Raw genomic sequence first — 21430 nt, 5'->3', positions numbered from 1 at the left:
TCGTAGCAGTGGTCAAGAGGCGGAGCTCGCACGTCGACATGCCCGCGCGGTCGATCGGCCGGCCGCGCGGGCTTCGGCGGCCTCGCGTTGGCCGGCGATCTCGTCCTGGAATGCCGCCGCCAGCTCGGTGAGCTGCTCGAGGACGTCGGGATGGCGGTCTTTCAGGTCGTAGGTCTCAGCCGGGTCGAGCTCGAGGTCGAACAGCTGGGGCAGCTCCTTGCCCTGGGCCCGGCTGGAGTCGCGGGGGAACCGGTCAAGGTGCAGTTTCCACCGACCCCACCGCACGGCGTTGAGCGTCCACCAGTGGAAGAAGAAGAACGGACGCGGCACCGGCATCGACCCACCCGTCAACACCGCGGACACGTCCACCCCGTCGATCGGCCGGTCGTCCCGCACCGCTCCCCCGGCCAGCCCGGCCAGCGTCGGCAGCAGGTCGAACAGGCACACCGGTTCGTCGGACACCGTGCCCGCGGGGATCCGTCCCGGCCACCGCGCGACGAACGGGACCCGGATCCCGCCCTCGTAGGTGTGCAGCTTGGTGCCGCGCAACCCGCCGGTGCTGCCCTCGAACCACGGCCCGTTGTCACTGGTGATCATGACGATGGTGTCGTCGGCCAGCCCGAGATCCTCCAACCGGTCCGACAACCGGCCGATGTGGTGGTCCAGGCTCTCGACGACGTCGCCGTACCTGCCACCGGCCGACCGGCCGGCGAACTCGTCCTCCACGTGCAGGGGGATGTGCGGCATGGTGTGCGCGAGGTAGACGAAGAACGGCCGATCGGCGTGCCGCTCGATGAAGTCGACGGCCTGGTCGGTGTACGCGCGGGTGAGCGCCGCCTGATCTACGTCGGTGGTGGTGATCTCGTCGCCCTCGAACAACTCGACCGGGTGCATGTCGTTGCTGTAGAGCAGCCCGGTGTACTCGTCGAAGCCGTGCCTGGTCGGGTAGTGCTCCGGCCGGCACCCCAGATGCCACTTCCCGAACATCGCCGTGCGGTACCCGGCGTCGCGCAACGTCTCCGGCAGGGTGTACTCGAACGGCGACAGGCCGGTGCCGTCGCGCGGGTTCAGCACCTTCGGCAGACCGACCCGCTGCGGATACCGGCCGGTCAGCAACGCAGCCCGCGACGGGGTACACACCGCCGACGCCGCGTACATGTGACGCAGCCTGATCCCGTCGGCGGCGATCGAATCGATCCGCGGCGTGCGCAGGATCGTGTTCCCCATGCAGCTCAGGTCACCGTAGCCGAGGTCGTCCATCACGATCAGCACGATGTTGGGCCGGTCGTTCATCGTGCCCCCGATCTCTCGTCAAGAGAGCCACTCGGAGCCACCACGGGCCCCGCCAGCACCGGGTCGTTCGTCTCGGCCATCCACTCCGCCAGGCGCGCCGCCAGGCCGGCCTTCACGCTCGCATACGACGCGTCGTCCGTCAGATCGTGCAGCTGCCACGGATCGTCGTCGAGGTCGTAGAGCTCCTCTGCCGGCCGGGGCCGCAGGCGATCCTCACCCAGGCCCAGCCGCACCAGGCTGCGCTCGATGTCGCCCGACAGCCTCGGCGGCGTGCCCGGTTCGAGGTTGCGGAAGTAGGCGAACCGGTCGGTGCGGATGCCCCGGATCGGGTCGTACTCGTCGTGGAAGTTCTTCTCGGCGAAGATCTCCGTGCGCCGGGGGCCGGGTTCGCCGCGCAGGACGGGGGCGAAGCTCTGCCCCTGCACGAACGAGGGGACCTCTCCGCCGGCCAGTTCGAGCAGGGTCGGCAGCAAATCGACATGACTGAGCAGCCCGTCCGGAGCTCCCGGCGCGACGTTCCACGACCGTGGCGGCCGGGCGAGGAGCGCCACCCGAATGCCGGGGTCGTACAACGTGCCCTTCGCCCGCGGGTACGCGATCCCGTGGTCAGTGGTGAACAGGACCAGAGTGGACTCGGCGAGGCCGGCCCGGTCGATGGCGTCGAGGACCCGGCCGGTGGCGGCGTCGGCGACCCGGATCGAGCCGAGGAACCCGGCAAGGTCCTCGCGCGTGTGGTGGTTGTCCGGCAGAAACGGCGGAACCTCGACCGCCGCCGGGTCCACCGCCCGGTACTGCGCCGGCGGATAGGGGCGATGCGTCTCGAAGAAGCCGACCGTCAGGAAGAACGGCTCCGCCGGCGCCGCCTCGAGCCATGCCACCGCCTTCTCCGACACCGGCCCGCACCGGGCCGGGCCCTCGACCCAGGGATGGACCTCGTCGAAGCCGAGCCGGAACGGGTCGTGGCTCTCGTGCTGTTGACCGATGAGAGCGGTCCGGTAGCCGAGCTCGGACAGCAGCGACGGCGCGGTTCGTTCGCCCGGACGGTACTCCCAGCCCCGGTTGACCAGGCCCATCAGCCCGTTCGTGTGCGGGTATCGGCCGGTGAACAGCGAGCCGCGGGCCGGGCTGCACAGCGGTGTGGTGCAGAACGCCCGGTCGAACCGCAGCCCCTCCGCAGCCAACCGGTCGACGGCAGGGCTGGTCACATCACGGTGACCGTACGCACCCAGATGCGTGCCGACGTCGTGCCAATGGATCAGCACGACATTGGGGCGCTCGATCGTCGTCATGCGCGGCGCGCCGGGTGAAGATCCAGCCAGATCGCACCGTGGGGAGGAACCTCACCCTCGGTGGTCCGGTGGTCACTGGACAGGACGACCCGACCGTCCAGGGGAATCGGCGCCGGCACCGGTCCGAAGTTGACGACGCAGCCGAAGCCGGGGTCGCGGGTGAACACGAGGACGTCGTCGCGGGGCGCTTCGTGCCAGTGCACATCGCTCGTTCCGCCCAGTGCCGGATGAGCGCGCCGCAGGAGCAACGCGCTCCGGTACAGCTCGAGGAACGACGAGTCGTCGCCGGCCTGGGCCGACACCGCGTGCGTTCCCCACCCCGGGGGCTGCGGCAGCCAGGCGCCGTCGTCGCCGAACCCGAACGAGCTTCCGTCCGGCGTCCATGGCAAGGGCACCCGGGCGCCGTCGCGACCCCAGCGCCGGCCACCGGACCGGATCCAGATGGGGTCCTGCCGGGCGTGCTCCGGCACGTGCGCATCGGCCAGCCCGAGCTCGTCGCCCTGGTAGACGTACACGCTGCCGGGTAGTGCGAGGGTCAGCAGGGCCGCTGCGCGGGCCCGGCGGCGGCCGAGCTGCTCGTCGACGGGCCCCAGGTCCGGCCCGGACACGCCCGGGCGTCGACGGGTGTCGTCACGGCCGTAGCGGGTGACCACTCGTTCGACGTCGTGGTTGGACAACGCCCAGGTGGTCGGCGCCCCCACACTCGCCGTGGCCGCGATCGAGGCGTCGATGGCGCGACGCATGCTGTCCGCTGTCCAGGCGGATTTCAGGTAGTACAGGTTCAACGTGGTGTGCAGCTCGTCGGGCCGGACATACCGCGACAGCCGGTCCGGGTCGTCGAGCCACGCCTCCGCAGCGAACATCCGCGGCGGATCGTACGAGTCGGCCAGCTTGCGCCAGTCGCGATAGATCTCGTGGACCTCGTCGCGGTCGCGGTGGGGGTGGTCCGCGCGGGTCAGGTCGGCGAGGAAGGCGCCGTCTGGATATCCGAGATCCGGGAGTCCCGGTGCCTTGACCAGCGCGGTGGCGACGTCGATCCGGAACCCGTCGACACCGAGGTCGAACCAGAACCGCAGGATGTCCTCGAACTCGGAGCGAACCTCCTCACTGTCCCAGTCGAGATCGGGCTGCGACGAGTCGAACAGATGCAGGTACCACTCGCCCGGGCGACCGTGCGCGTCCTCGACCTGTGTCCAGGCGGGTCCGCCGAACACGCTCAGCCAGTCGTTGGGCGGACTCGCGCCGTAGTCGCGCCCGGCGCGGAAATGGTAGCGAGAACGTTCCGGGGATCCGGGCGGTGCGCCGATTGCCTCGACGAACCACGGGTGCTCTGAAGAGGTGTGGTTGGGGACGATGTCGAGGATGACCCGGATCCCCGCCGCGTGGCACTCGTCGATCAACGTTCTGCCCTCCTCCACGGATCCGTACCGAGGATGGATGGCGCGGTAGTCGGAGACGTCGTAGCCGGCGTCGCGCAGGGGTGAGTGGAACCAGGGAGTGATCCAGATGGCGTCGATTCCGAGACTCGACAGGTAGCCGATCCTGTTCCGCAGTCCGGCGATGTCGCCGATTCCGTCAGCATTGCCGTCGGCGAAGGACTGGATATAGAGCTGATAGATCACCGCGTCGCGCCACCACGGTGCCGAGGTCACATCATCACCCATGGTCGTCCGATCTATTTCGTGTCGTGCCGATGGCTGGTCGTCGGGGCGCGGAGGCCCGGCGGGCCTCCGCGCCCCGATCGAACTGGAGTGCCGAGGGCTACCTGACCGCGTTCCCGAGCGGCACGGTGCGCCACGACGTGCCGTCGGACATGGCCAGGCATGGGCCGCCGGCGCGACCGTCGGCGACCTGGATGAGCGCACCTGGCGCGTCCGCGGCCGACGGCATGGTGGCCACCGTGTAGGGATGCAGCCGGGTCGCGTAGGTGTACACCGTGCGAATGCTCGCGTCGGCGCTGCCGATGTCGCGGGAATTGTCCGTCGGCGGTATCAGGCCCGTCACGCTGGCCTGGAAGGCCACCACCCCGTTGGTGGAGTTCGTGGAACACAGCAAGTTGGTCGCCGCCGAGCCGGACGCGTTCGCCGCGACCACCTCGACCCCGCCCTTGACGCCGGGGCCCGATCCGTCCGCAAGCGCGCTCTCGACCAGGTAGCCCCCATACGTGTCGTCCGCGGCGATATCGGCCGTGGCTGTGCTGAGCACGCGAACCGCAGCGTCCTTCGCGGCGGCCACTTGCAGCCTGGTGAACCGGCCAGGTTCGGACTCGACGAACGAGTCGGCGCTGATCGCGCCGGCGGCGACCAGAGCCTCCTGCTCGAACACGTTGCCGACGACATTGGACGCGCTCATCGTGCCGTCGATCCGGATCGGGAGCCCGTCCGGGTTCCGGTTGGCCGAGATGGCGTTGCCGACGATGGCGAAACGGGTGGCGTCGCCCTGGACGCGAACGGCTCCGTGAACGGCGGTGTTGGCCAGGTTCCAGTGGTCGAACGAGTTGTCGGTGATGCTGATCTTGTCGGCGGACTCCGCGAATCCGATGGGCGAACCACGGAGCCAGTTGAACGTGTTCGCCGAGATCGTGACGTTCGTCGCCGAGACACCTTCCGCGAAGCGGATCGCGTAGATGGGCGGTTCCCACGCCCCCGGCGTCGTGTCGAAGCCTCCGATCACGTTGCCGGTGATGGTGAGGTTGTGGCCACCGGAGTCGATCTCGATGATCGCGTTGCCGTTGCCGTTCTCGACCACATTGCCGCTGATGGTCGAGTTGGTCAGGCTGCCTTTGAAGAGTCGGCGGCCGATGTCGAGCAGGTTGTTGCTGATCACCGCGCCGCGGAAGTCGCCGTCCGGCGCGCCGTTGAACACGATCGCGTCGAAGTTCGAGTGGAAGTGGTTGTCGGTGATCAGCCACTTGCGCAGGCCGTACGGCAGCTTGTGGACCACGCCGCCCGGGATCTCACCCGTTGGCCACGAGATGGTGATGCCCGTGGTGCAGACTGCGACCTTGTTCTTCGTGAAGAGGAAGCCGCGGCCGACACTCTCGATGGCGCGCTGGAAGCGGAGGAACGAGCACTCGACGATGGTGACGTCGGTGTCGTCGGTGTTCGCCGAGTTGCGGGCGACGTGGAGCGCGACGTTGTTGGCCGACTTGGCCGGTGCGTCGAACGCGATGCCGTGGATGCCGCCGAGCGACGCCTCCCACCGGATGCCGATACCGTCGTGGTGGAAGGTGATCTTCGACGACTCCTCGCCGAACATGCCGTACCCGCGCAGCACGAACCGGTTCAGGTGCTCGCCGGGGGTTTCGTACTCGTGGTCGCCGACGACGATGGTCGACGTGACCTTGTAGACGCCGGGCGGGATGACGACGATCTTGTTCAGCTGCGAACGCGCCGCGTTGATGGCGGCCTGGATCGCGACGGTGTCGTCGGCCACGCCGTCGCCGACGGCGCCGAACTGCTGAGGCGTCAGGACCGGGGCGCCGTCGGCCTCGACGAGGCTCGGTGGTGCCGTCTCCGCATGGGCGGTTCCGCCCAGTGCGAGTCCGCCGACGCCCGCGACACCTGCGCCGGCGGCGGAACGGATCATCATGCGTCGGTTGATGCGATCGGTCATCTGTCCTTCTCCTTGGGTGGTTTCACTGCGGACGAGGACGTGCCGTGCGTTGGTCAGCTCCTCACGTCGAGGTCGACGGCGGCCGCGAGGAGTTGCCGGGTGTAGTCGTGTTGTGGTGCTCTGAACAGCGTGTGGACGTCGGCGCTCTCGACCAGCTCGCCGCGGCGCATGACCGCGACGCGATCCGCGACCTGACGCACCACCCCGAGGTCGTGGGTGATGAAGAGCATCGACAGCGAGCGCGCCTCACGAACGCTGACCAGGAGCTGCAACACCTGCGCCTGCACCGAGACGTCGAGCGCCGACACCGCCTCGTCGCAGATGAGCAGCTTCGGGCTGAGTGCCAGCGCGCGGGCGATGCTCACCCGCTGGCACTGCCCGCCGGACAGCGCCGTCGGGCGTTTCCCCGCGACGTCCGGATCGAGCCCGACCTGGGCCAGCAGGTCGACGACAGCCGCCCGTCGCCGTCGCTGATCACGGCGAACGCCCTCGGGAGCGACGTCGGGGTGTGCCTCCCAGGCCTCGCTGATGGAGGCCGCCGCCGACAAGCGCGGGTTCAGCGCGGACCGGGGATCCTGGAAGATCATCGCAATGTTCCTCCGCGCCCACTGATCCCGGGGGCGCAGCTTCAGCAGCGACGTTCCGTCGAAGTCGATGGAGCCAGCCGACGGAGCGACGAGCCCCACCACCGCGCGCGCGATCGTGGACTTCCCGGACCCCGACTCTCCGACGAGGGCGACGGTCTCGTCCGGCGCGACGTCCAGGCTGACGGCGTTGACCGCGGTGGTTGGCGTCCGCCGCCCGACGAGGCCGGCGGCGCGGGGCCCGGGGTAGGTCACGGTGAGGTCCGTGATCCTCAGGCCGGCAGCAGCCGTCATGTCAGTTCCTCCGCGAAGTGGCAGGCGCTCAGACGGCCCGGGGCGATCTCGCGCAACGTCGGCACCTCGGCCCGGCACCGGTCCTCGGCACGCGGACAGCGCGGATTGAACGGGCACCCGGGCGGCCGGTCGAACGGGTTGGCCGGGCTGCCCGGCAGCGGGTCGGCGATCGCCGACCTGACATGCACCGAGGGAACGCTGCGCACCAGGGCGTCGGTGTAGGGATGGAGCGGCCGGTTGAGCACCGCTTTGGCCCCGCCGCGCTCGCAGACCCGTCCGGCGTACATGACGACGAGGTCGTCTGCGACGTGCGACATCACGCGCAGGTCGTGGCTGACCAGCAACATGGACAGGTGGTCCTCGTCGCGGAGGCGGCCGAGCAGCGCGAGAATCCGGGCCTGCACCGTGACGTCCAGCGCCGTCGTCGGCTCGTCGGCCAGGATGAACCTCGGCTGGCCGGCGAGCGCCAGTGCGATCATCGCCCGCTGACGCATGCCGCCGGAGAACTCATGGGGGTAGGCGCCGACGCGGCCTGCCGCGTCCGGGATGCCGACATGGTCGAGGAGCTCTGCGGCCCGCACGCGCGCCTGGCTCCGGGAAACACCCCGGCCCCTCAGGATCTCCCCGACCTGGTCACCGATGGTCATCGTTGGGTTGAGCGCTGTCGACGGGTCCTGGAACACGACCGAGATCTCGGTCCCCCGGATCTGCCGGATCCGCGCCCGGTCGGCCTCGAGCAGGTTCTCCTCGCCCAAGAGAACCTGCCCGCCGACCACTCCGGTCTCCGGCATCAGTCCGACCAAGGCCATCGCCGTCAGCGACTTCCCGCTCCCGGATTCACCGATCAGGCCGGTCGTGCGGCCTTCGACCATGTCGAAGGAGACGCCGTCGACGACGTCGGCCATGCCGCGCGGGCCGGGCAGCATGATCGTCAGATCCCTGACCCGGAGGGTCCCAGCGGAGGCTCGCCGGGACTCCCCCGCTGCACGCCCCGACATCACTGCCGTCGTGCTCGTCGACACGGGAGGCCTGTCACTCATCAACCGAGACCGTGTCGAATCGCGGCAGTCCCTCTCCGTCGGGTTCGAAGCCGGACACCGACGTTCGAGTGGCGAAGAGATTCTTGACGAACATGGGGTACATGCCCACGGCCTCGTTCCAGATGAGTTCCGTCGCCTCGGCGTAGGCTGCCTCCCGCTCGGCGGGGTCGACGGAGGTCCCGGCCCGCCTGAGCATCTCGTCCAGCTCCGGGTTGCAGTAGCCGGTCCGCTCCGCGGCGCAGGTATAGAGCCGGCCGAGGTTGTACGAGGCGTCCAGCCCGAGCGTGCCGACCTGCTGGATGTTGATGTCCCAGTTCAGGGCCAGCAGGTCCTCGGTGTAGACGGCCTGTTCCTTCTCCAGTGCCTCGGCGTTGACACCGATGGCCGCCAGATCGGACACGACGGAGTCGACCCACTGGCGGAACTGCGCCTGGGAGAAGTGGAAGCGCAGCGTCGTGTCGAAGTCAAAGCCCGCGTCGATCAGCGCCTGCCTCGCCGCGTCAGGGTCGTAGACCACCGGCTCCTGCGGCGCGTATCCGAAAACCGTGGGGGCGATGACGGAGTCGGCGGGCTCGCCGCTCTCCGGGTAGAGCGCGTCGATCTTCTTCTCGAAGTCGACGGCCTGCCAGAGTGCCCGCCGCACCTCCGCCTTCTCCAATGCGGGCGTGGACGCGTTCATCCACATGGTGATGACGGCTGATCCGACCGCGGACACGACCTCGACCTCGGTGTTGCCGCCGAGTTGCTTCACCTGGTCGTCGGAGATGCCCCAGATGACGTCGAGCTCACCGGTCTCCAGGGCGGTTACTCTCGCTGCGACCTCGGGGATGGACCGGATGGTGAGCTGGTCGATCTGCGGATGGTCTCCCCAGTAGTTCTCGTTGGGGACCATGACGAGGTCGCCGCCGGGAGTGAACGACTCCACTCGGAACGGGCCGGAGGTGACCGGCGTGTCCAGGTAGCTGTCTTCGGTCGCGCTTGCCGGGGTGATCATGAGCCCGGTCAGCTTGGCCGGAAGAGCCGGGTCGGGGTCAACCGTGGTGAACGTCACCGTGGTGTCAGTTGCCGCGACGGCGACGTTGACGAAGTTCGCGGAGAAGGGGCTGTCGGAGGCCACTGTGCGCTCGAACGATGCGGCCACATCGTTCCCCGTGATCGGTGAGCCGTCGGAGAAGGTGATCCCGTCACGCAATGTGAAGGTGAACTCGGTCGCGGTGTCGTTGATCTCCCAAGTCTCCGCGGCAATGGGGTCGAACTCGCCCGGTCCGATCGTCTGCAGCAACGGGCTGTACAGCTGAATCGACGCGACACGGGTGCCACCGTCGATGGCCAGGGGCCCGTTCGGGTCGATGGACTCGGTGGGGAACTGACCGGCGACGGCGATCTCGCCGCCGCCTGCATCACCACCGCCGCCCGTGGAGTCGGTGTCGGCGCCACATGCCGTGGCTCCGAGCAGGCCGAGAAGTGCGGTTGCCACGATCGCGGAGTTCCGTTGGGATCTCATTGCCATGCTCCTCACTGAGCTGCGTTGGACTGTGTTGTGGTGGTGCGCGCCCTGCTGGGTCCCGTCACTGCTTTCGGCCGAAGTAACGGGTGAGTCGATCCCCGGTGAAGCCCACGCAGATGACGAGCAACGCCAGGGCGATTCCAGGAATGGCGGAGATCCACCAGGCGCTGGCGAGATATTCCTTGCCGGCGGCGATGGTCTGCCCCCAGGAGACCGATGCCGACGGCAAACCGAGCCCGAGGAAGCTCAGCGAAGCTTCAGCCAGGATGGCGCCTGCGAACTCGGTAGTCGCCAAGGCGAACGAAGGGCCGGCGATGAATGGCAAGATGTGCCGCGCGATGATTCGCCGGCGCCGCACGCCCATCACCGTCGCCGACTTGACCCAGTCGCGCTCCCGCAGTGTCATGGCCATCGACCGCGAGAGACGGGCGAAGCCGATCCAGTTGGTCACGCTCAGCGCGATGACGACGATGGCGAGGCTTCGATCGAACACCCCGGCGATGACGATGGCCAGCAGGATGCCGGGGAAGGCGAGCAGGACGTCAATGACGCGCGATGCCACGAGGTCGGTCGTGCCGCCGCGATACCCCGCGACCGTACCGACAGTGAGCCCGACCAGGGCGCTGATCAGCACGACGAGCGTGCCGATGAACACTGACGTTCGGGCGCCGTAGACGACCTGGCCTAACAGGTCGCGGCCGAGTGCGTCGGTGCCGAGCAGGGCCGTGCCGCCGTCGCTGAGCACCGAGCCGGGCGGAAGGAGGCGGTCGTTGAGCTCCCCGCCCACCGGGGAGTAGTCGATGAGCAGCGGGCCGATGATCGCCGCGACGACATACAAGCCGAAGATCATGATCGGGATGGCGGCGACCACGCGACGCACCGTGGCGCGCCGCGTCCGCGCCGGCACCAACGGCGTCGGCGGCGCCGGGTTCTGCACCAGCCCCATCGTCGTCATGACGCCACCCCCGCTCGGATTCGTGGATCCAGCCGGGCGTTGAGCACGTCGGCGAGCAGATTCATCGTCACCACGACGATCGCCAGGAGCACGGTCGCGCCTTGGACGATGGCGTAGTCGCGGTTGCCGACCGCGCCGACGAGGAGCGACCCGACCCCTTCCCACGCGAAGACCTGCTCGACGATCACCGCGCCGCCCATCAATGTGCCGATGTGCAAGGACACGATGGTCACCACGGGGATCACCGAGTTGCGCACGGCGTGACGGCTCAGCACGAGCCTCTCGGACAACCCCTTCGACCGTGCCGTCATGATGTAAGGCTCGGCCGTCACCTCCGCGACACTGCTGCGAGTGATCCTGGCGACCAGCGCCGTGAACGGGATCGCGAGGGTGACCGCCGGCAGCACCAGGTGCTGCAGATCGCCGGACCCCGCGCTCGGCAGGAGCCGCAGTGTCAGCGCCATCAGCAGGATCAGCATGATGCCCGACCAGAACGAAGGGATCGCCTGCATGACCAGGGTGATGCCGGAGATCGCCCGGTCGACGAGCTTTCCCGGTGCGCGACCGGCCAGGACCCCCAGGAGCAGACCGATCGTCAGCGCCAACACGGTCGCGGTGCCCGCGAGCAGGACGGTCGCCGGGAATCGATCGAGTATGACCGCCGTCGCCGAGTCGCGGAACCGGTACGACTCACCGAAGTCACCGGTGAGCGCCGAGCCCAGGTAGTCCAGGTACTGCACCAGCATCGGCCGGTTGAGCCCGAGCTCCTCGCGCAACGCGGACACGTCAGCCGCGGTCGCGTCCGGCCCGAGCTGCACCGTGGCCTGGTCACCGGGTGCGAGCCGGAGGATCACGAACGTGAGGCTCACGGCACCCCACACGGTGAAGATCATGAGGCCGAGCCGGCGGACCAGTTGGGGAAGCATCGGTGCTGTCCTCCTCTCGATCGAAGCGATCCGTTTCTGCCCGTTCGTCAGCCCTTGAGCGCGAGGTGGACCAGCACGGTGGCCGGCCGCTCCGGCGTCGCGCCGGTGAAGGCCAACCGCAGCCAGCCGCCGAAGTTCGCCAGGTCGATAGCGGCGATCTCGTCATCGGCGGCCAGGACACTGGCGCGGCCTCGGTCGACCCAGTGCAGCCCGTCCGGTGAGATCTGCGCCTGGACGGACAGCTCCGGGTGGTCTCCTTCGACCTGGACGAAGAAGACCGCTTCCTCAGCCCAGCCCGCCTCGTACGGGTGGGTGGTGTGCGTGGCGGTGATCTCGAGACGACGTTCGATGACAGAGGTGGCGAAAGTGCGCACTGAGCAGGGCCTTCCGAGTCGATCTACGGTGGGCTGTGGTCATTCCGTGGAGTACACGACGGAATCGAGGAAGAGATTCACGCTGCGATTCGTGTCGGTCTCGACGAAGAAGATCGGGTTGATCAGGTTCGTGATGCTCTTGTAGGGCGTGACGAGCGTGGGAGTCAGACCTCGTAGGTCGAAGGTCCGATCCATGCTCTGCAGCTCGACGTACTCGCGCCGCTGGAAATCGATGAGCAGACGGAAGTACAGCCAGTTGAGCTTGTCCGGGCTCTCGTTGTAGAGCAGGTCCTGATCGCCGTCGGGCACCCATTGGAAGGCGTCGGCCGAGCCGTCGGCGTGTCGACGGCCGTACCAGAGGTTGTCGACACCGGGGCGCTGCCAGCCGTCCTCACGGCCGTAGCACCAGTCCTTCTTGGTCACTCCGTCGGCGACCTTCCAGTACTGCCACTTCTTGGTGAGTTTGCCGTTGACGGAGTTCACGTAGCGGACGCCGGGCATCCAGCGGTACTCGTGGTCCTGAAGGTCGAAGTAGAACCCGAACGCCCGCAGGTCCTCTTCACCGAATCCGAGCCGGTCCTGCTGCGGGGTGTAGGCATAGAACGCCTCGATCTGGACGTAGCGCAGGTTCGGGTCGAAGTTCGAGAGCCGCTTCAGCGCGACCCCCATGCTCCCGTCAGCCGGCTTCTCCTCGTAGCGGTTCGCGACCGGCTTGGTGTTCAGCTTCAGTGAGTACGTGCCCTCCATCGACCCGTGGGTGGCGGCGAAGCGCATCGGCGCCGCACTGATCATCGAGGGAGCCCAGCTGGCCAGATCCACCTCGGACGGGTAGTGCCGGTAGTCGTCGTTGACGAAGTTCGGCGTCAGGTCCAGCCAGCCGTTGAAGCCACGATCGAAGTCGTCGTAGGTGACGATGTTGCGCAGCGGCTTGAACTTTTCCAGGCCGCGCTCGTAGTGAATGACCTTCTGCACCGTGCCTCCGTGGCGGTAGTGATGGGTTCGCTGATTCTTGGACCGAGGTGCTGCTAGGTGGTGCCCCGCGGGACGTCGACTCTGCGCGAAGACCGTCCGACCTGATACGTATGAACGCAGTCGAGAGGTCCGCCGTCCACATCGTCGCTGCCTTGGGTGAGCCAGGCGATGCCCGCACGCGGCGCAGTGTTCGTCCCGACGACGGCATCGGTGAACGTCAGGCCGCCGTCGCTGCTCCGGGCCACGGCACGGCTGGTGTTGCCCACACCACCCGGACCGTCGTCGGCACTCGTCCCCACCGGAGCCTCGCTGAAGGCCAGCAGCGTGCCCGCGGACGTCACCTTGATCCACATCGGGGTGGACCGGCACCCGGTCACGTCGCCCGTCCCCGGTAGGGCCGAGGTGCCGCCACCGAGTCACCGGGAACCGGAACGCAGTCCAGGTACAGGTGCCGCTTGACTCCGGCTTCGTCATCGAGGAGCTCCAGCAGCAGACGAACGGCCTCGCGGCCCATCTGCTCGCGCGGAATGGTGAACCGCGTCCAGTCCCGTTCCGTGGCGTGGACCAGCGGCGGATCGCCCAGCAGGACCACCGAGAGGTCGCCGGGGATCTCGATGTCCGCTTCGGCGGCCGCGTGTTCCAGGGCCGAGATCGCGCTGTCGTCCTGGCTGGGCTCCACCAGCACGGCTGTGACTCCCGCCACCCGCCATCGCTCCAGCTCGGCTCCGGTGAGTGCGGCCCCCTCCCCCATCACATGGAAGACGATCCGGCCATCCGCGATGCCGGCCTCTTCGAGCCCCTGCCGGAAGCCGGTCTCGCGGTCCTGGGTCCATTCCTTGTCGTCGGCCGCCTTCAGATAGGCGATCCGGCGATGCCCGAGGGCGGCCAGCGACAGCACCATGTCACGGGTCGCACCCACGTAATCGGCCGCGACGTAGGAGAACTCCTCGCCGGGCACGTCACGCCGTCCGATGAACACGAAGGGAAAGTCTTCGCGGAGAAGTGCTGCCAGGTCGTCCTCACGGAGATGACGTCCGAGAAGAACGCAGCCGTCGGCCAGCTTGAGCTGGTTGACGCCATCGGCGAAAACGCGGCGCTCGGTGCCCGCCGTGACAGCGCTGAAAAGCAGCAGATTGTAGCCGCACTCGGCGGTCGACTCTTCGATGCCGAGCAGGAAGGGAAAGTAGAAATCGCGCTGATTCACGGGGAAGACCGGCTCGAAGGTGAAGACGCCGAGCATCCGGTTACGCCCGCCCTTGAGATTGCGCGCCGAGGCGTTCACCGAGTAGCCGAGCTCGGCGGCTGCCTCCAGCACCGCTCGGCGCTTCTCCTCGGCGACGTCCGCGATCGCCGGTGCGCCGTTGATGACCACCGACACGGTCGACTGCGACACACCGGCCCGGCGGGCGATGTCCATCTGGGTTGGTCGCCGTCGCTGCGCTGCCACAGCCCCTCCTCGCTAACCCCGATACGTATCGAACAGGTTGGACGCAGATGTTACGCACGGATTTCACGGCCCGTCAAGGGTTCCTGGGCGTCGGCCGGAGACATCCGCGCAGGAGTGATCTCCGCCTCGACCGGCACGCAGCGAGCAGGCCGAGCGAGGTCGCAGATCAACGGCTAGGCCCCGGACCCGCGCATGCGACCGTGGGTGCGGTAGTTGTCCTTTACGCGTCAGGACTCGATGAATGTCTGGCGGATGAACCGGATCATCTCGTGGGTCGTCGACTCGAAAAGGGTGTCGTCACCGCCGCCGGAGCGATGAGGCGCCATGCGCTGCGGGTTGAAGAACCCGTGCCGCTGGCCGGCGTAGGGAATGAGTTCCGCATGTCCGCCGTACCGCTTAACCTTCTCGACGAATGCCACGGAGTTCTCGTGATGAACGGCGGTATCGGCCGTGCCGTGCATGATCAGTGTCGGAGGCGTGGTCTCGCTGACATGGTGTACCGGTGAGTAACGCCGAGCGTGTTCGTCATCGTCGAAATGCCGCCTTCCGAATCCAGCCGGATAGTCGCCCGACGTATCGGTGACCGGATTGAAGAGGACGAGTGCCGCCGGCCGATGTCTCGGATTCACATCGGGCAGTTCGAGCACGGCCGTCGCCGCCGCCAACTGGCCGCCGGCCGATCCGCCGATCGCCACGACGCGCTCGGTGTCGCATCCGAGCTCCTCAGACATCTCGAAGACGGCGCTCATCGCCGCCACCGCGTCCGTCGTGGCGACGACCGGGCCAGCGAGGCGGTACTCGACGAGCACGGCAAGCATGCCGAGCGCGTTGAGACGTGCCGCTTGCGGCTGGAACTGCACCCATGTCCCCTTGGTCCATCCACCGCCGTGGAAGAAGACCGCTGTCGGCGCCGACAGGACGTCGGGCTTGCGCGGAGGCGAGATATGGAGGAGCAGCGTCGTGTTGCCGGCGGTCCTGTATGGGATATCGCCCATGACGATCGATGATACGAAGGATCAATGGGCTCATGTGAGCCACGCTGAGTCTGCCAGCACGCCGCCCGGGGCCGCGTGGGTCTTTTCGGAAGGGAGCTCGGGCCTGGAGTCGGCCGCGAGGTGATGCTCGGGTTCGTCTATTCCGAGCTCGGTGGGGCTCGAACCCACGATCTACGGAGGCAAGACGCGTGGTGCTCGGGATGAGCATCACCCGTGGGCACGTTGACCGGCGGCGGCTTCGGCGACGACATGGGCGATTCGACCTGCCCGTGTGGCGTCTCGAGCAGCACTTATGATCCACCACAGCATCTGTTTGCGGGCGCTGGGCGGGAATCCGTCCCAGGTGCTTCGAGCCTTCGGGTCTCCGTCGAGCGCTGCCTTCAAGTCGGGTGGTTCTTCGAGGTCTTCGACCTGGTCGGAAATCGTCCACCAGCCATTGGACTTCGCGACAGCGATAGTGTGGCGGCCGGCGTCGGTCATGAGGCCCCGCCTTTCCATCTCGGCTGCCCGTTGGCGATTGAGCCGGGTCCAGGGACTCTTGGGTCGACGCGGCGTCATCAACTGCAAGCCGCGCTCGTCGTCGAGGATGGTGGTGGTGGAGTCGATCCACCCGAAACAGATGGCTTCCTCGACGGCCTCCGGGTACGGGCAGCGTGGTCGGCCGGTGCTGCTACGCCACGAGCACAGCCACACCGCGCGGGCTGACGTGTGGTGGCGCTCCAGCCAGGATCGCCACTGTGCCCGGGTCTCGGCGTGGAAGATCGGGTAGTCGAACTTCCACGTCGCTGGGTGCGCGGAAGCCGATGCTGGCGGTTCCGGTGCGGTCATTGTTCCTCCGAGAGGCTAGCGACAGGTGTCTCACGCGGCGAAGCAGTGAGGTGAGTGGCGAACCGCCTGACCGTGTCGGCGAGCTCGGCTGGTTCGATGACGGCCACTGGGGCGGCGAGCGCAATGCGGGCCACCGTCATCGTTCGCCAGTCGCGGCGTTGTTGGTCCCACGCGACGAGATACCAGCGACGGCCGGCGGTCACGAGTTGATGCGGCTGGACGAGCCGACGACTGTCGTCGCCATCATGCCGTCGGTAGGCGAAGCGCACCTCCTCACGGTCTCGACATGCCGCGGCGAGCACACTGAGTGCTTCGGGGTCGACGACGTGGTCGTCGGCAACCCACCGCATCGACGTGATGCTCGCATGTAGCGCCGACACCCGTCGGCGTAGCCGATGGGGCAGGAGTTGCTCGATCTTCGTCGGGGCGCAAGGACGTCTCTTCCATGCCGATGATGGCGGCCTGCGCGGCGTAGCGCAGTCTGACAGCCACCGCGACGGCCTCGTCGTCGTCGAGGACCAGGGGCGGCACGTGCGCCCCCGTTTCAAGTCGGTAGCCCCCGTAACTTTCCCGAACTGGCATCGACCGGATGGCCAAGGTCGCGCAGCCGGTCGACGTCACGGCGCACCGTTCGTTCCGTGACATCGAGGCGTGCGGCGAGTTCGGAACCCCGCCAGAAACGATGGGTTGGAAGGAGCGAGAGCAACTGCAGTGCTCGACCGGTCGGGTCCTTCCGCATCGTCTGAGTGTGCCACGTATTGAGGACCAATTCTGTCCGCAATGCCTCTTACGGTGATGGCAGCCGATCAGGACGCACCCCATGATCGGCAGCTCACGAAAGGAAACTCAATGTCTGAACCAACTTGTCTTTTCCCAAGCCCACCTTGATTTCGGGTGACGGCGTGGAGCTCGAGGTCTTTGAAGCGGGCCAACAGAATGCCGGCAGACCGATCGTGCTGCGTCACGGCTGGCCAGCGCAGGAGAAATGGCTTTGCACAGAGGAACGCAGAAGCCTGGAGTTGCTCGGCGAGCATGAGGTGGGCGTGGTCGCCGTCGAGCAGCCGAGCCCAGAAGTTGATCTTCCACGCCTTGCTCCAGCCGGTACCGCCGTCACCGCGGGCGGTGAGCGAGACCTCCGCGGCTTCGGCCAGCTCAGGGGTGGTGTGAGGTGCGATCTGGCGGCCGGGATGCAGGCCGAACAGGTGAGAGACGTGCCGGTGGGTGTCGTTCGGGTCGTCCCAGTCGCCCTTCCACTCCTGCAGCTGGCCCCAGGAGCCGATCCGGGTGCCGGGATCCAACTGCTCCAGCGTGTCGGCCACGGCCGAGTGGAAGGCGGTGTCGTCGTCGCCCACGACGGCGGCGGCTTCCGTGACGTTGGTCAGCAGATCCCAGACGATTTGCTGCGACATCGATGCGCCGTCGGTGAAGTCGCCGTGCTCGGGTGAGTAGCTCGGGGTCACCACCAGCGTGCCGTCACGTGGGTCGACCCGCAGCTCGTCGAGCCAGAACTGAGCCAGCTGCTTCATGATCGGGTAGGCGCGCTCGGCCAGGAACTGGCGGTCCATGGTGAACCGGTAATGGTCGTAGTAGTGCTGGGCCAGCCAGGCCGCCGCTTCCGGGAACCAGAACGCGCTCGCCCAGTCGTGCACGCCGGTGAATCCGAACGGCGTGGTCTCGTTCATGACGACCCAGCCGCGGTTGCCGAACATCTGCTCGGCGGTCACCTGACCTGGTACCGACAGTGCGTCGATGTAGTCCCACAGCGGCTCGGTGGTCTCGGCGAGGTTGGTGGTCTCGGCCGGCCAGTAGTTCATCTGGAGGTTGATGTTGACGTGGTAGTCAGCGCCCCACGGCGCGGCGGTCGAGTTGTTCCACACCCCTTGCAGGTTCGCCGGCAGCGAGCCGGACCGCGACGACGCGATCAGCAGGTACCGGCCGTACTGGAAGAACAGCGCCTCCAACGCCCGGTGCTGCGCCGCACCGGCGGCGTCGCTGCCGTACTGGGCAAGCAGCTCGTCGGTCGGGATGTCCGGCATCCGCTGGCCGAGGTCGAGCGCGACGCGGTCGAAGAGCTCCGCGTGGTCGGCGACGTGGGCGGCACGCAGCTCGTCGTACGGCACCGCGGCCGCCGCGTCGACGCGCTCGGTGACGGCGCCGTGCGAGTCCTCACCCCGGTAGGTCGGATAGGTGTCGGAGTAGTCGGTTCCGGCGCCGAGCACCACGACGACGGCGTCCGCGTCCGTCACGGTGACGGTGCCGTCGGCGTTGTCCGCACGAGTGCCGCCGTCGTTGAGCACCTGGATCTGCGCCTCGTAACGCATCGCGTTGTCGTTCAGGCTGCCGGCTACGGTGATGCGCCCGTCCGCCGCGGTCACCTGCCGCGTCCGGTTGCCCGGAGCGGTGTGCGCCACGGTGACGTCCACCGCGCCGGGACGATCGCCGGCGAGGCGTGCCGCGATGACGTCGTGCGCGGCCGACGCGAAGTATTCGCGGGTGTGGCGCACGCCGTCGCCGACGTAGCTCACCCCGGCCACCGCCTCGGCGATGTCCAGTTCGCGCCGGTAGTCGCTCACGTCGCCAGGCGGCGTCGTCTGACTGATCTGGAGCTCGCCGAAGGTCTGGTACGAGCCGTAGCCCCTGCGCGCCTGGCCGAGCCGGCCCGCGACCCACCCGGCGCCCACCCGCTGCACGGCGTCGATTCGGTCCTGCACCTCCTCGATGGCCCCTGGACGCGGCGAGGTCCAGTTCCCGAAGTCGTATCCCTGCACGGAACCAGGGCCGCCGGTCCACAACGTCTTCTCGTTGAACTGCAGCCGCTCGGCCGCGACCGACCCGAAGACGCTGGCCCCCAGCGCGCCGTTGCCGATGGGCAGGGTCTGCGACTCCCAGGACGTCGCCGGCTCGTCGTACCAGAGCGTCAACGCGTCGTCGGCAGTCGCCCCTGACCCGGCTGCCGCGAGCGCGCCCGCGCCCGAAGGAACGGCGCTCGATCCGGGCGGGACGGCGGCCACGCCGACGGACGCGGTCACCCCGACGGCGACGAGGACCACGGCCGGCGACAGGCGGCGGCGAAGACGACGGATCATGCGGGACTCCTCCACTGGACTCAGGGGAGGACTGCCGCGGCATCACCCTGAGGTGACGGCCGGATCCGCATCAGTCCGATGTCTAGCCCACAAAATAGGGACAAACCGCGTCCTCGTCCAGTGAGGTGCGGTCAGAGAACCGATGACTGCCCCACCAGGAACCGCCGGAGACATGTCGCCGTAGCGCGCCTGCCCCGCTCGCCTGCCTGCTGCGAACGGTGTGAGATCACTGCAGAAACTATGTGAGAGCACTGTCGCTTCGACGAGAGCGACGCCACAGCGTTCTTGCAGCGATCTCACTCTGCCGAGCCCACCACCTGGACCGCTGCCCACCTCAAGGCTGACCGCAGGCCACCCGCAGGGTCCCGGCCTTGACGACGGCGAGAACGGCGCCACCCTCAGTGACAGGGACAGCGCGACCAACACATCAGAACCAGCCCGAAATGCAACAATGCTCCGAGACACCTGTCAACGGCGTCTCGGGACATCACACACGGTGGGCGCAGTAGGGTTCGAACCTACGACCCCTGGTTTGTAAGACCAGTGCTCTACCGCTGAGCTATGCGCCCCTGTGTCACCCTCGCGAAGGCTCAGGCTACCGGAGGCCCGGCCTGGGCCGGACACGCGACGGGTGAGGGTCAGGCGGCGCCGTCGGGTGGGACGCGCCGCTGTTCCTGGGTGGTGACGCCCGGGGCGTCGCGGCCGCCTCCGTCGGGCTGAGCGCCGTCGGGCCGGGAGCCGTCAGGGCGGGCGCCGTCGGGCCGGGCTGCGTCGCCGGGCGACGCCGGGCGAGCGGACCCACGGCCCAGCACCCGGTCGATGGCGCTGGCGACGTCGGCGGACAGGTCACGGCCGTCGGTGCGGCGGTGCCGGCCAGGGCCGGGCATCCGGACGGCGAAACCGCGGTCCATGGTGGTCTCGACCGCCAGGAACTCGGCCGTGGCCGAGGCCTCGCAGGAGCGGCAGACCGTCTGGCCCAGGCGGCGCACCAGCGTGGTGGCGTTGCAGACCGGGCAGTGGTCGAGGCCGCTGGACCAGCCTTTCGTCTGCTGGCAGTCGGGGCACACGAGCACCTGCTCGTCGGCGCGCACGCCGCGCACCCACAGGTTGGCTCCCCGGGCAGGGTCGGACTGCCGGGCGCCACAGCGATAGCACGGCACGGGTCGCCTCTCCTTTCCTGCCGCTCGCGGCGTTCGGGCTCGGATGGTGGTCGTCGGTGGTCGGGCGCGGGCCGTCGCCCTCAGCCGGTGCCCACGTCGTCCAGCACCCGCAGGTACTGGTCGACGTCCCGGGCGTCCGGCACGGCGTTGACCACGGTCCAGCGCACGATCCCCTCGGCGTCCACCACGAACGTACCTCGGTTGGCACAGCCGCGACCGTGATCGAAGACACCGTACGCCGATGCCGTGGCGCCATGTGGCCAGAAATCGGACAACAGCGGGAAATCCAGCCCGTTCGACTCGGCGAACACGCGCAGGGCGAACATCGAGTCACAGGACACCGCCACCACGTGTGCGGCGTCGCCCACCGCCGGCACGAACGCGTCCCGCAGCGCCGCCATCTCCCCTGTGCAGACACCGGTGAAGGCGAACGGGAAGAAGACGACCACCACGGGACGTCCGCGCAGGCCGGACAGCCGGACCGTCGCTCCGTGCTGGTCGGGCAGCTCGAAGTGCGGCGCCGGCGAGCCCACCAGGTCCGGTGCTGCGGCACCGAGCCGGTTCACTTGCGAGTCGAACCCTTCGGGGCCACCAGTTTGGTGCCCGACCAGTCCTCGCCTGCCGAGACGGTGGACGTGGTGGACAGCCCGGCGGTCAGCGCGGCGTCGGCGATGTCGCTGGCCTCGACGGCGCCGTCGCGGCCCACCTTCGGCGTCAGCAGCCACACGACGCCACCGGGAGCGAGGTCGGTCGTGGCTCCGATGAGGGCGTCGGTGAGGTCACCGTCGTCATCACGCCACCACTGCAGCACCACGTCGGCGACCTCACCGGACTCGCCGTCGATCAGCTCGTTGCCGGTGACCTCTTCGATGTCGATCCGCAGCTCGTCATCGCTGTCCTCGTCCCAGCCGAGCTCCTGGACCACCTGATTGGGGCGGAAACCGAGCCGTGCGGCCGGTCCGTCGTTCTGGTCCGAGTGGCCCGCGATCTGGCCCACCGATCGTCCTCCTCGCAGTCGTCCGGCACGCTCGGTGCGTACCGCATTGCTGTAGTCCACCCAAGGAC

General features: G+C 68.2%; 19 protein-coding genes, 1 tRNA gene and 1 pseudogene. All 21 read right to left on the bottom strand.

The features are described 5' to 3' along the window. Positions 1-12: 12 nt before the first annotated feature. Entirely contained in the window at positions 13-1293 is a 1281-nt protein-coding gene (locus tag JIAGA_RS30830; RefSeq protein ID WP_051426262.1) for a sulfatase family protein, read from the bottom strand. Then, on the bottom strand, positions 1290-2582 hold the full coding sequence (locus tag JIAGA_RS30825; RefSeq protein WP_157553323.1) for a sulfatase family protein: 1293 nt from the start codon (positions 2580-2582) through the stop codon (positions 1290-1292). The genes JIAGA_RS30830 and JIAGA_RS30825 overlap by 4 nt, the downstream gene beginning before the upstream one ends. Next, positions 2579-4246, bottom strand: coding sequence for a glycoside hydrolase family 13 protein (locus tag JIAGA_RS0118840; protein ID WP_026876867.1), 1668 nt, complete (start codon positions 4244-4246; stop codon positions 2579-2581). The genes JIAGA_RS30825 and JIAGA_RS0118840 overlap by 4 nt, the downstream gene beginning before the upstream one ends. Positions 4247-4343: 97 nt before the next feature. After that, a complete protein-coding gene (locus JIAGA_RS0118835; protein WP_026876866.1) occupies positions 4344-6197 on the bottom strand; it encodes a right-handed parallel beta-helix repeat-containing protein in 1854 nt (617 codons plus the stop codon). A gap of 53 nt (positions 6198-6250) precedes the next feature. Next, positions 6251-7075 carry an ATP-binding cassette domain-containing protein gene (locus JIAGA_RS30820; RefSeq protein ID WP_051426261.1) on the bottom strand — a complete coding sequence of 275 codons (825 nt, stop codon included), beginning with the start codon at positions 7073-7075 and terminating at the stop codon, positions 6251-6253. Continuing rightward, on the bottom strand, positions 7072-8001 hold the full coding sequence (locus JIAGA_RS0118825) for an ABC transporter ATP-binding protein (RefSeq protein ID WP_026876865.1): 930 nt from the start codon (positions 7999-8001) through the stop codon (positions 7072-7074). The genes JIAGA_RS30820 and JIAGA_RS0118825 overlap by 4 nt, the downstream gene beginning before the upstream one ends. Positions 8002-8107: 106 nt before the next feature. Continuing rightward, positions 8108-9619, bottom strand: coding sequence for an ABC transporter substrate-binding protein (locus tag JIAGA_RS33295; protein WP_026876864.1), 1512 nt, complete (start codon positions 9617-9619; stop codon positions 8108-8110). Positions 9620-9683: 64 nt separating this feature from the next. After that, on the bottom strand, positions 9684-10577 hold the full coding sequence (locus JIAGA_RS0118815; RefSeq protein ID WP_051426260.1) for an ABC transporter permease: 894 nt from the start codon (positions 10575-10577) through the stop codon (positions 9684-9686). Further along, positions 10574-11503 carry an ABC transporter permease gene (locus tag JIAGA_RS0118810; RefSeq protein WP_026876862.1) on the bottom strand — a complete coding sequence of 310 codons (930 nt, stop codon included), beginning with the start codon at positions 11501-11503 and terminating at the stop codon, positions 10574-10576. The genes JIAGA_RS0118815 and JIAGA_RS0118810 overlap by 4 nt, the downstream gene beginning before the upstream one ends. A 47-nt stretch (positions 11504-11550) precedes the next feature. Beyond that, positions 11551-11877 carry a DUF6385 domain-containing protein gene (locus JIAGA_RS0118805; RefSeq protein ID WP_026876861.1) on the bottom strand — a complete coding sequence of 109 codons (327 nt, stop codon included), beginning with the start codon at positions 11875-11877 and terminating at the stop codon, positions 11551-11553. Between the two features lie 39 nt (positions 11878-11916). Then, the gene (locus JIAGA_RS0118800; protein WP_051426259.1) at positions 11917-12849 is read right to left on the bottom strand and encodes a DUF6772 family protein; all 933 of its coding nucleotides are present in this window, start codon (positions 12847-12849) and stop codon (positions 11917-11919) included. Between the two features lie 53 nt (positions 12850-12902). Continuing rightward, positions 12903-13226 carry a hypothetical protein gene (locus tag JIAGA_RS0118795; RefSeq protein WP_157553321.1) on the bottom strand — a complete coding sequence of 108 codons (324 nt, stop codon included), beginning with the start codon at positions 13224-13226 and terminating at the stop codon, positions 12903-12905. Next, complete coding sequence (locus tag JIAGA_RS0118790; RefSeq protein WP_035812708.1) at positions 13223-14266, bottom strand: LacI family DNA-binding transcriptional regulator; 1044 nt, start codon at positions 14264-14266, stop codon at positions 13223-13225. Before JIAGA_RS0118790 ends, JIAGA_RS0118795 begins: the two co-directional genes overlap by 4 nt. A 257-nt stretch (positions 14267-14523) precedes the next feature. Further along, on the bottom strand, positions 14524-15291 hold the full coding sequence (locus JIAGA_RS30810; RefSeq protein ID WP_051426258.1) for an alpha/beta hydrolase: 768 nt from the start codon (positions 15289-15291) through the stop codon (positions 14524-14526). 207 nt (positions 15292-15498) lie between these two features. Next, a complete protein-coding gene (locus tag JIAGA_RS33980; RefSeq protein WP_084469792.1) occupies positions 15499-16119 on the bottom strand; it encodes a YdeI/OmpD-associated family protein in 621 nt (206 codons plus the stop codon). 107 nt (positions 16120-16226) lie between these two features. Continuing rightward, positions 16227-16858: pseudogene (locus tag JIAGA_RS36185) on the bottom strand (helix-turn-helix transcriptional regulator); the annotation flags it as partial. A 67-nt stretch (positions 16859-16925) separates the two neighbouring features. Further along, complete coding sequence (locus JIAGA_RS30805) at positions 16926-19205, bottom strand: glycoside hydrolase family 95 protein (RefSeq protein ID WP_211239731.1); 2280 nt, start codon at positions 19203-19205, stop codon at positions 16926-16928. 497 nt (positions 19206-19702) lie between these two features. Next, positions 19703-19774, bottom strand: a tRNA-Val gene (locus tag JIAGA_RS0118765). Positions 19775-19843: 69 nt separating this feature from the next. Continuing rightward, a complete protein-coding gene (locus JIAGA_RS33290) occupies positions 19844-20365 on the bottom strand; it encodes a hypothetical protein (protein ID WP_051426257.1) in 522 nt (173 codons plus the stop codon). An 80-nt stretch (positions 20366-20445) separates the two neighbouring features. Then, positions 20446-20931 (bottom strand): redoxin domain-containing protein, encoded by a 486-nt coding sequence (locus JIAGA_RS0118755; protein WP_211239730.1) that lies wholly within the window; start codon positions 20929-20931, stop codon positions 20446-20448. After that, entirely contained in the window at positions 20928-21362 is a 435-nt protein-coding gene (locus tag JIAGA_RS0118750) for a DUF3052 domain-containing protein (protein WP_035812706.1), read from the bottom strand. The genes JIAGA_RS0118755 and JIAGA_RS0118750 overlap by 4 nt, the downstream gene beginning before the upstream one ends. Between the last annotated feature and the right edge of the window lie 68 nt (positions 21363-21430).

This window comes from Jiangella gansuensis DSM 44835 (assembly GCF_000515395.1).
In the GTDB taxonomy this organism is placed as follows: Bacteria; Actinomycetota; Actinomycetes; order Jiangellales; family Jiangellaceae; genus Jiangella; species Jiangella gansuensis.
Note: the sequence above shows the minus strand (reverse complement) of the source record. Positions and strands in the feature narration are given on the sequence as shown.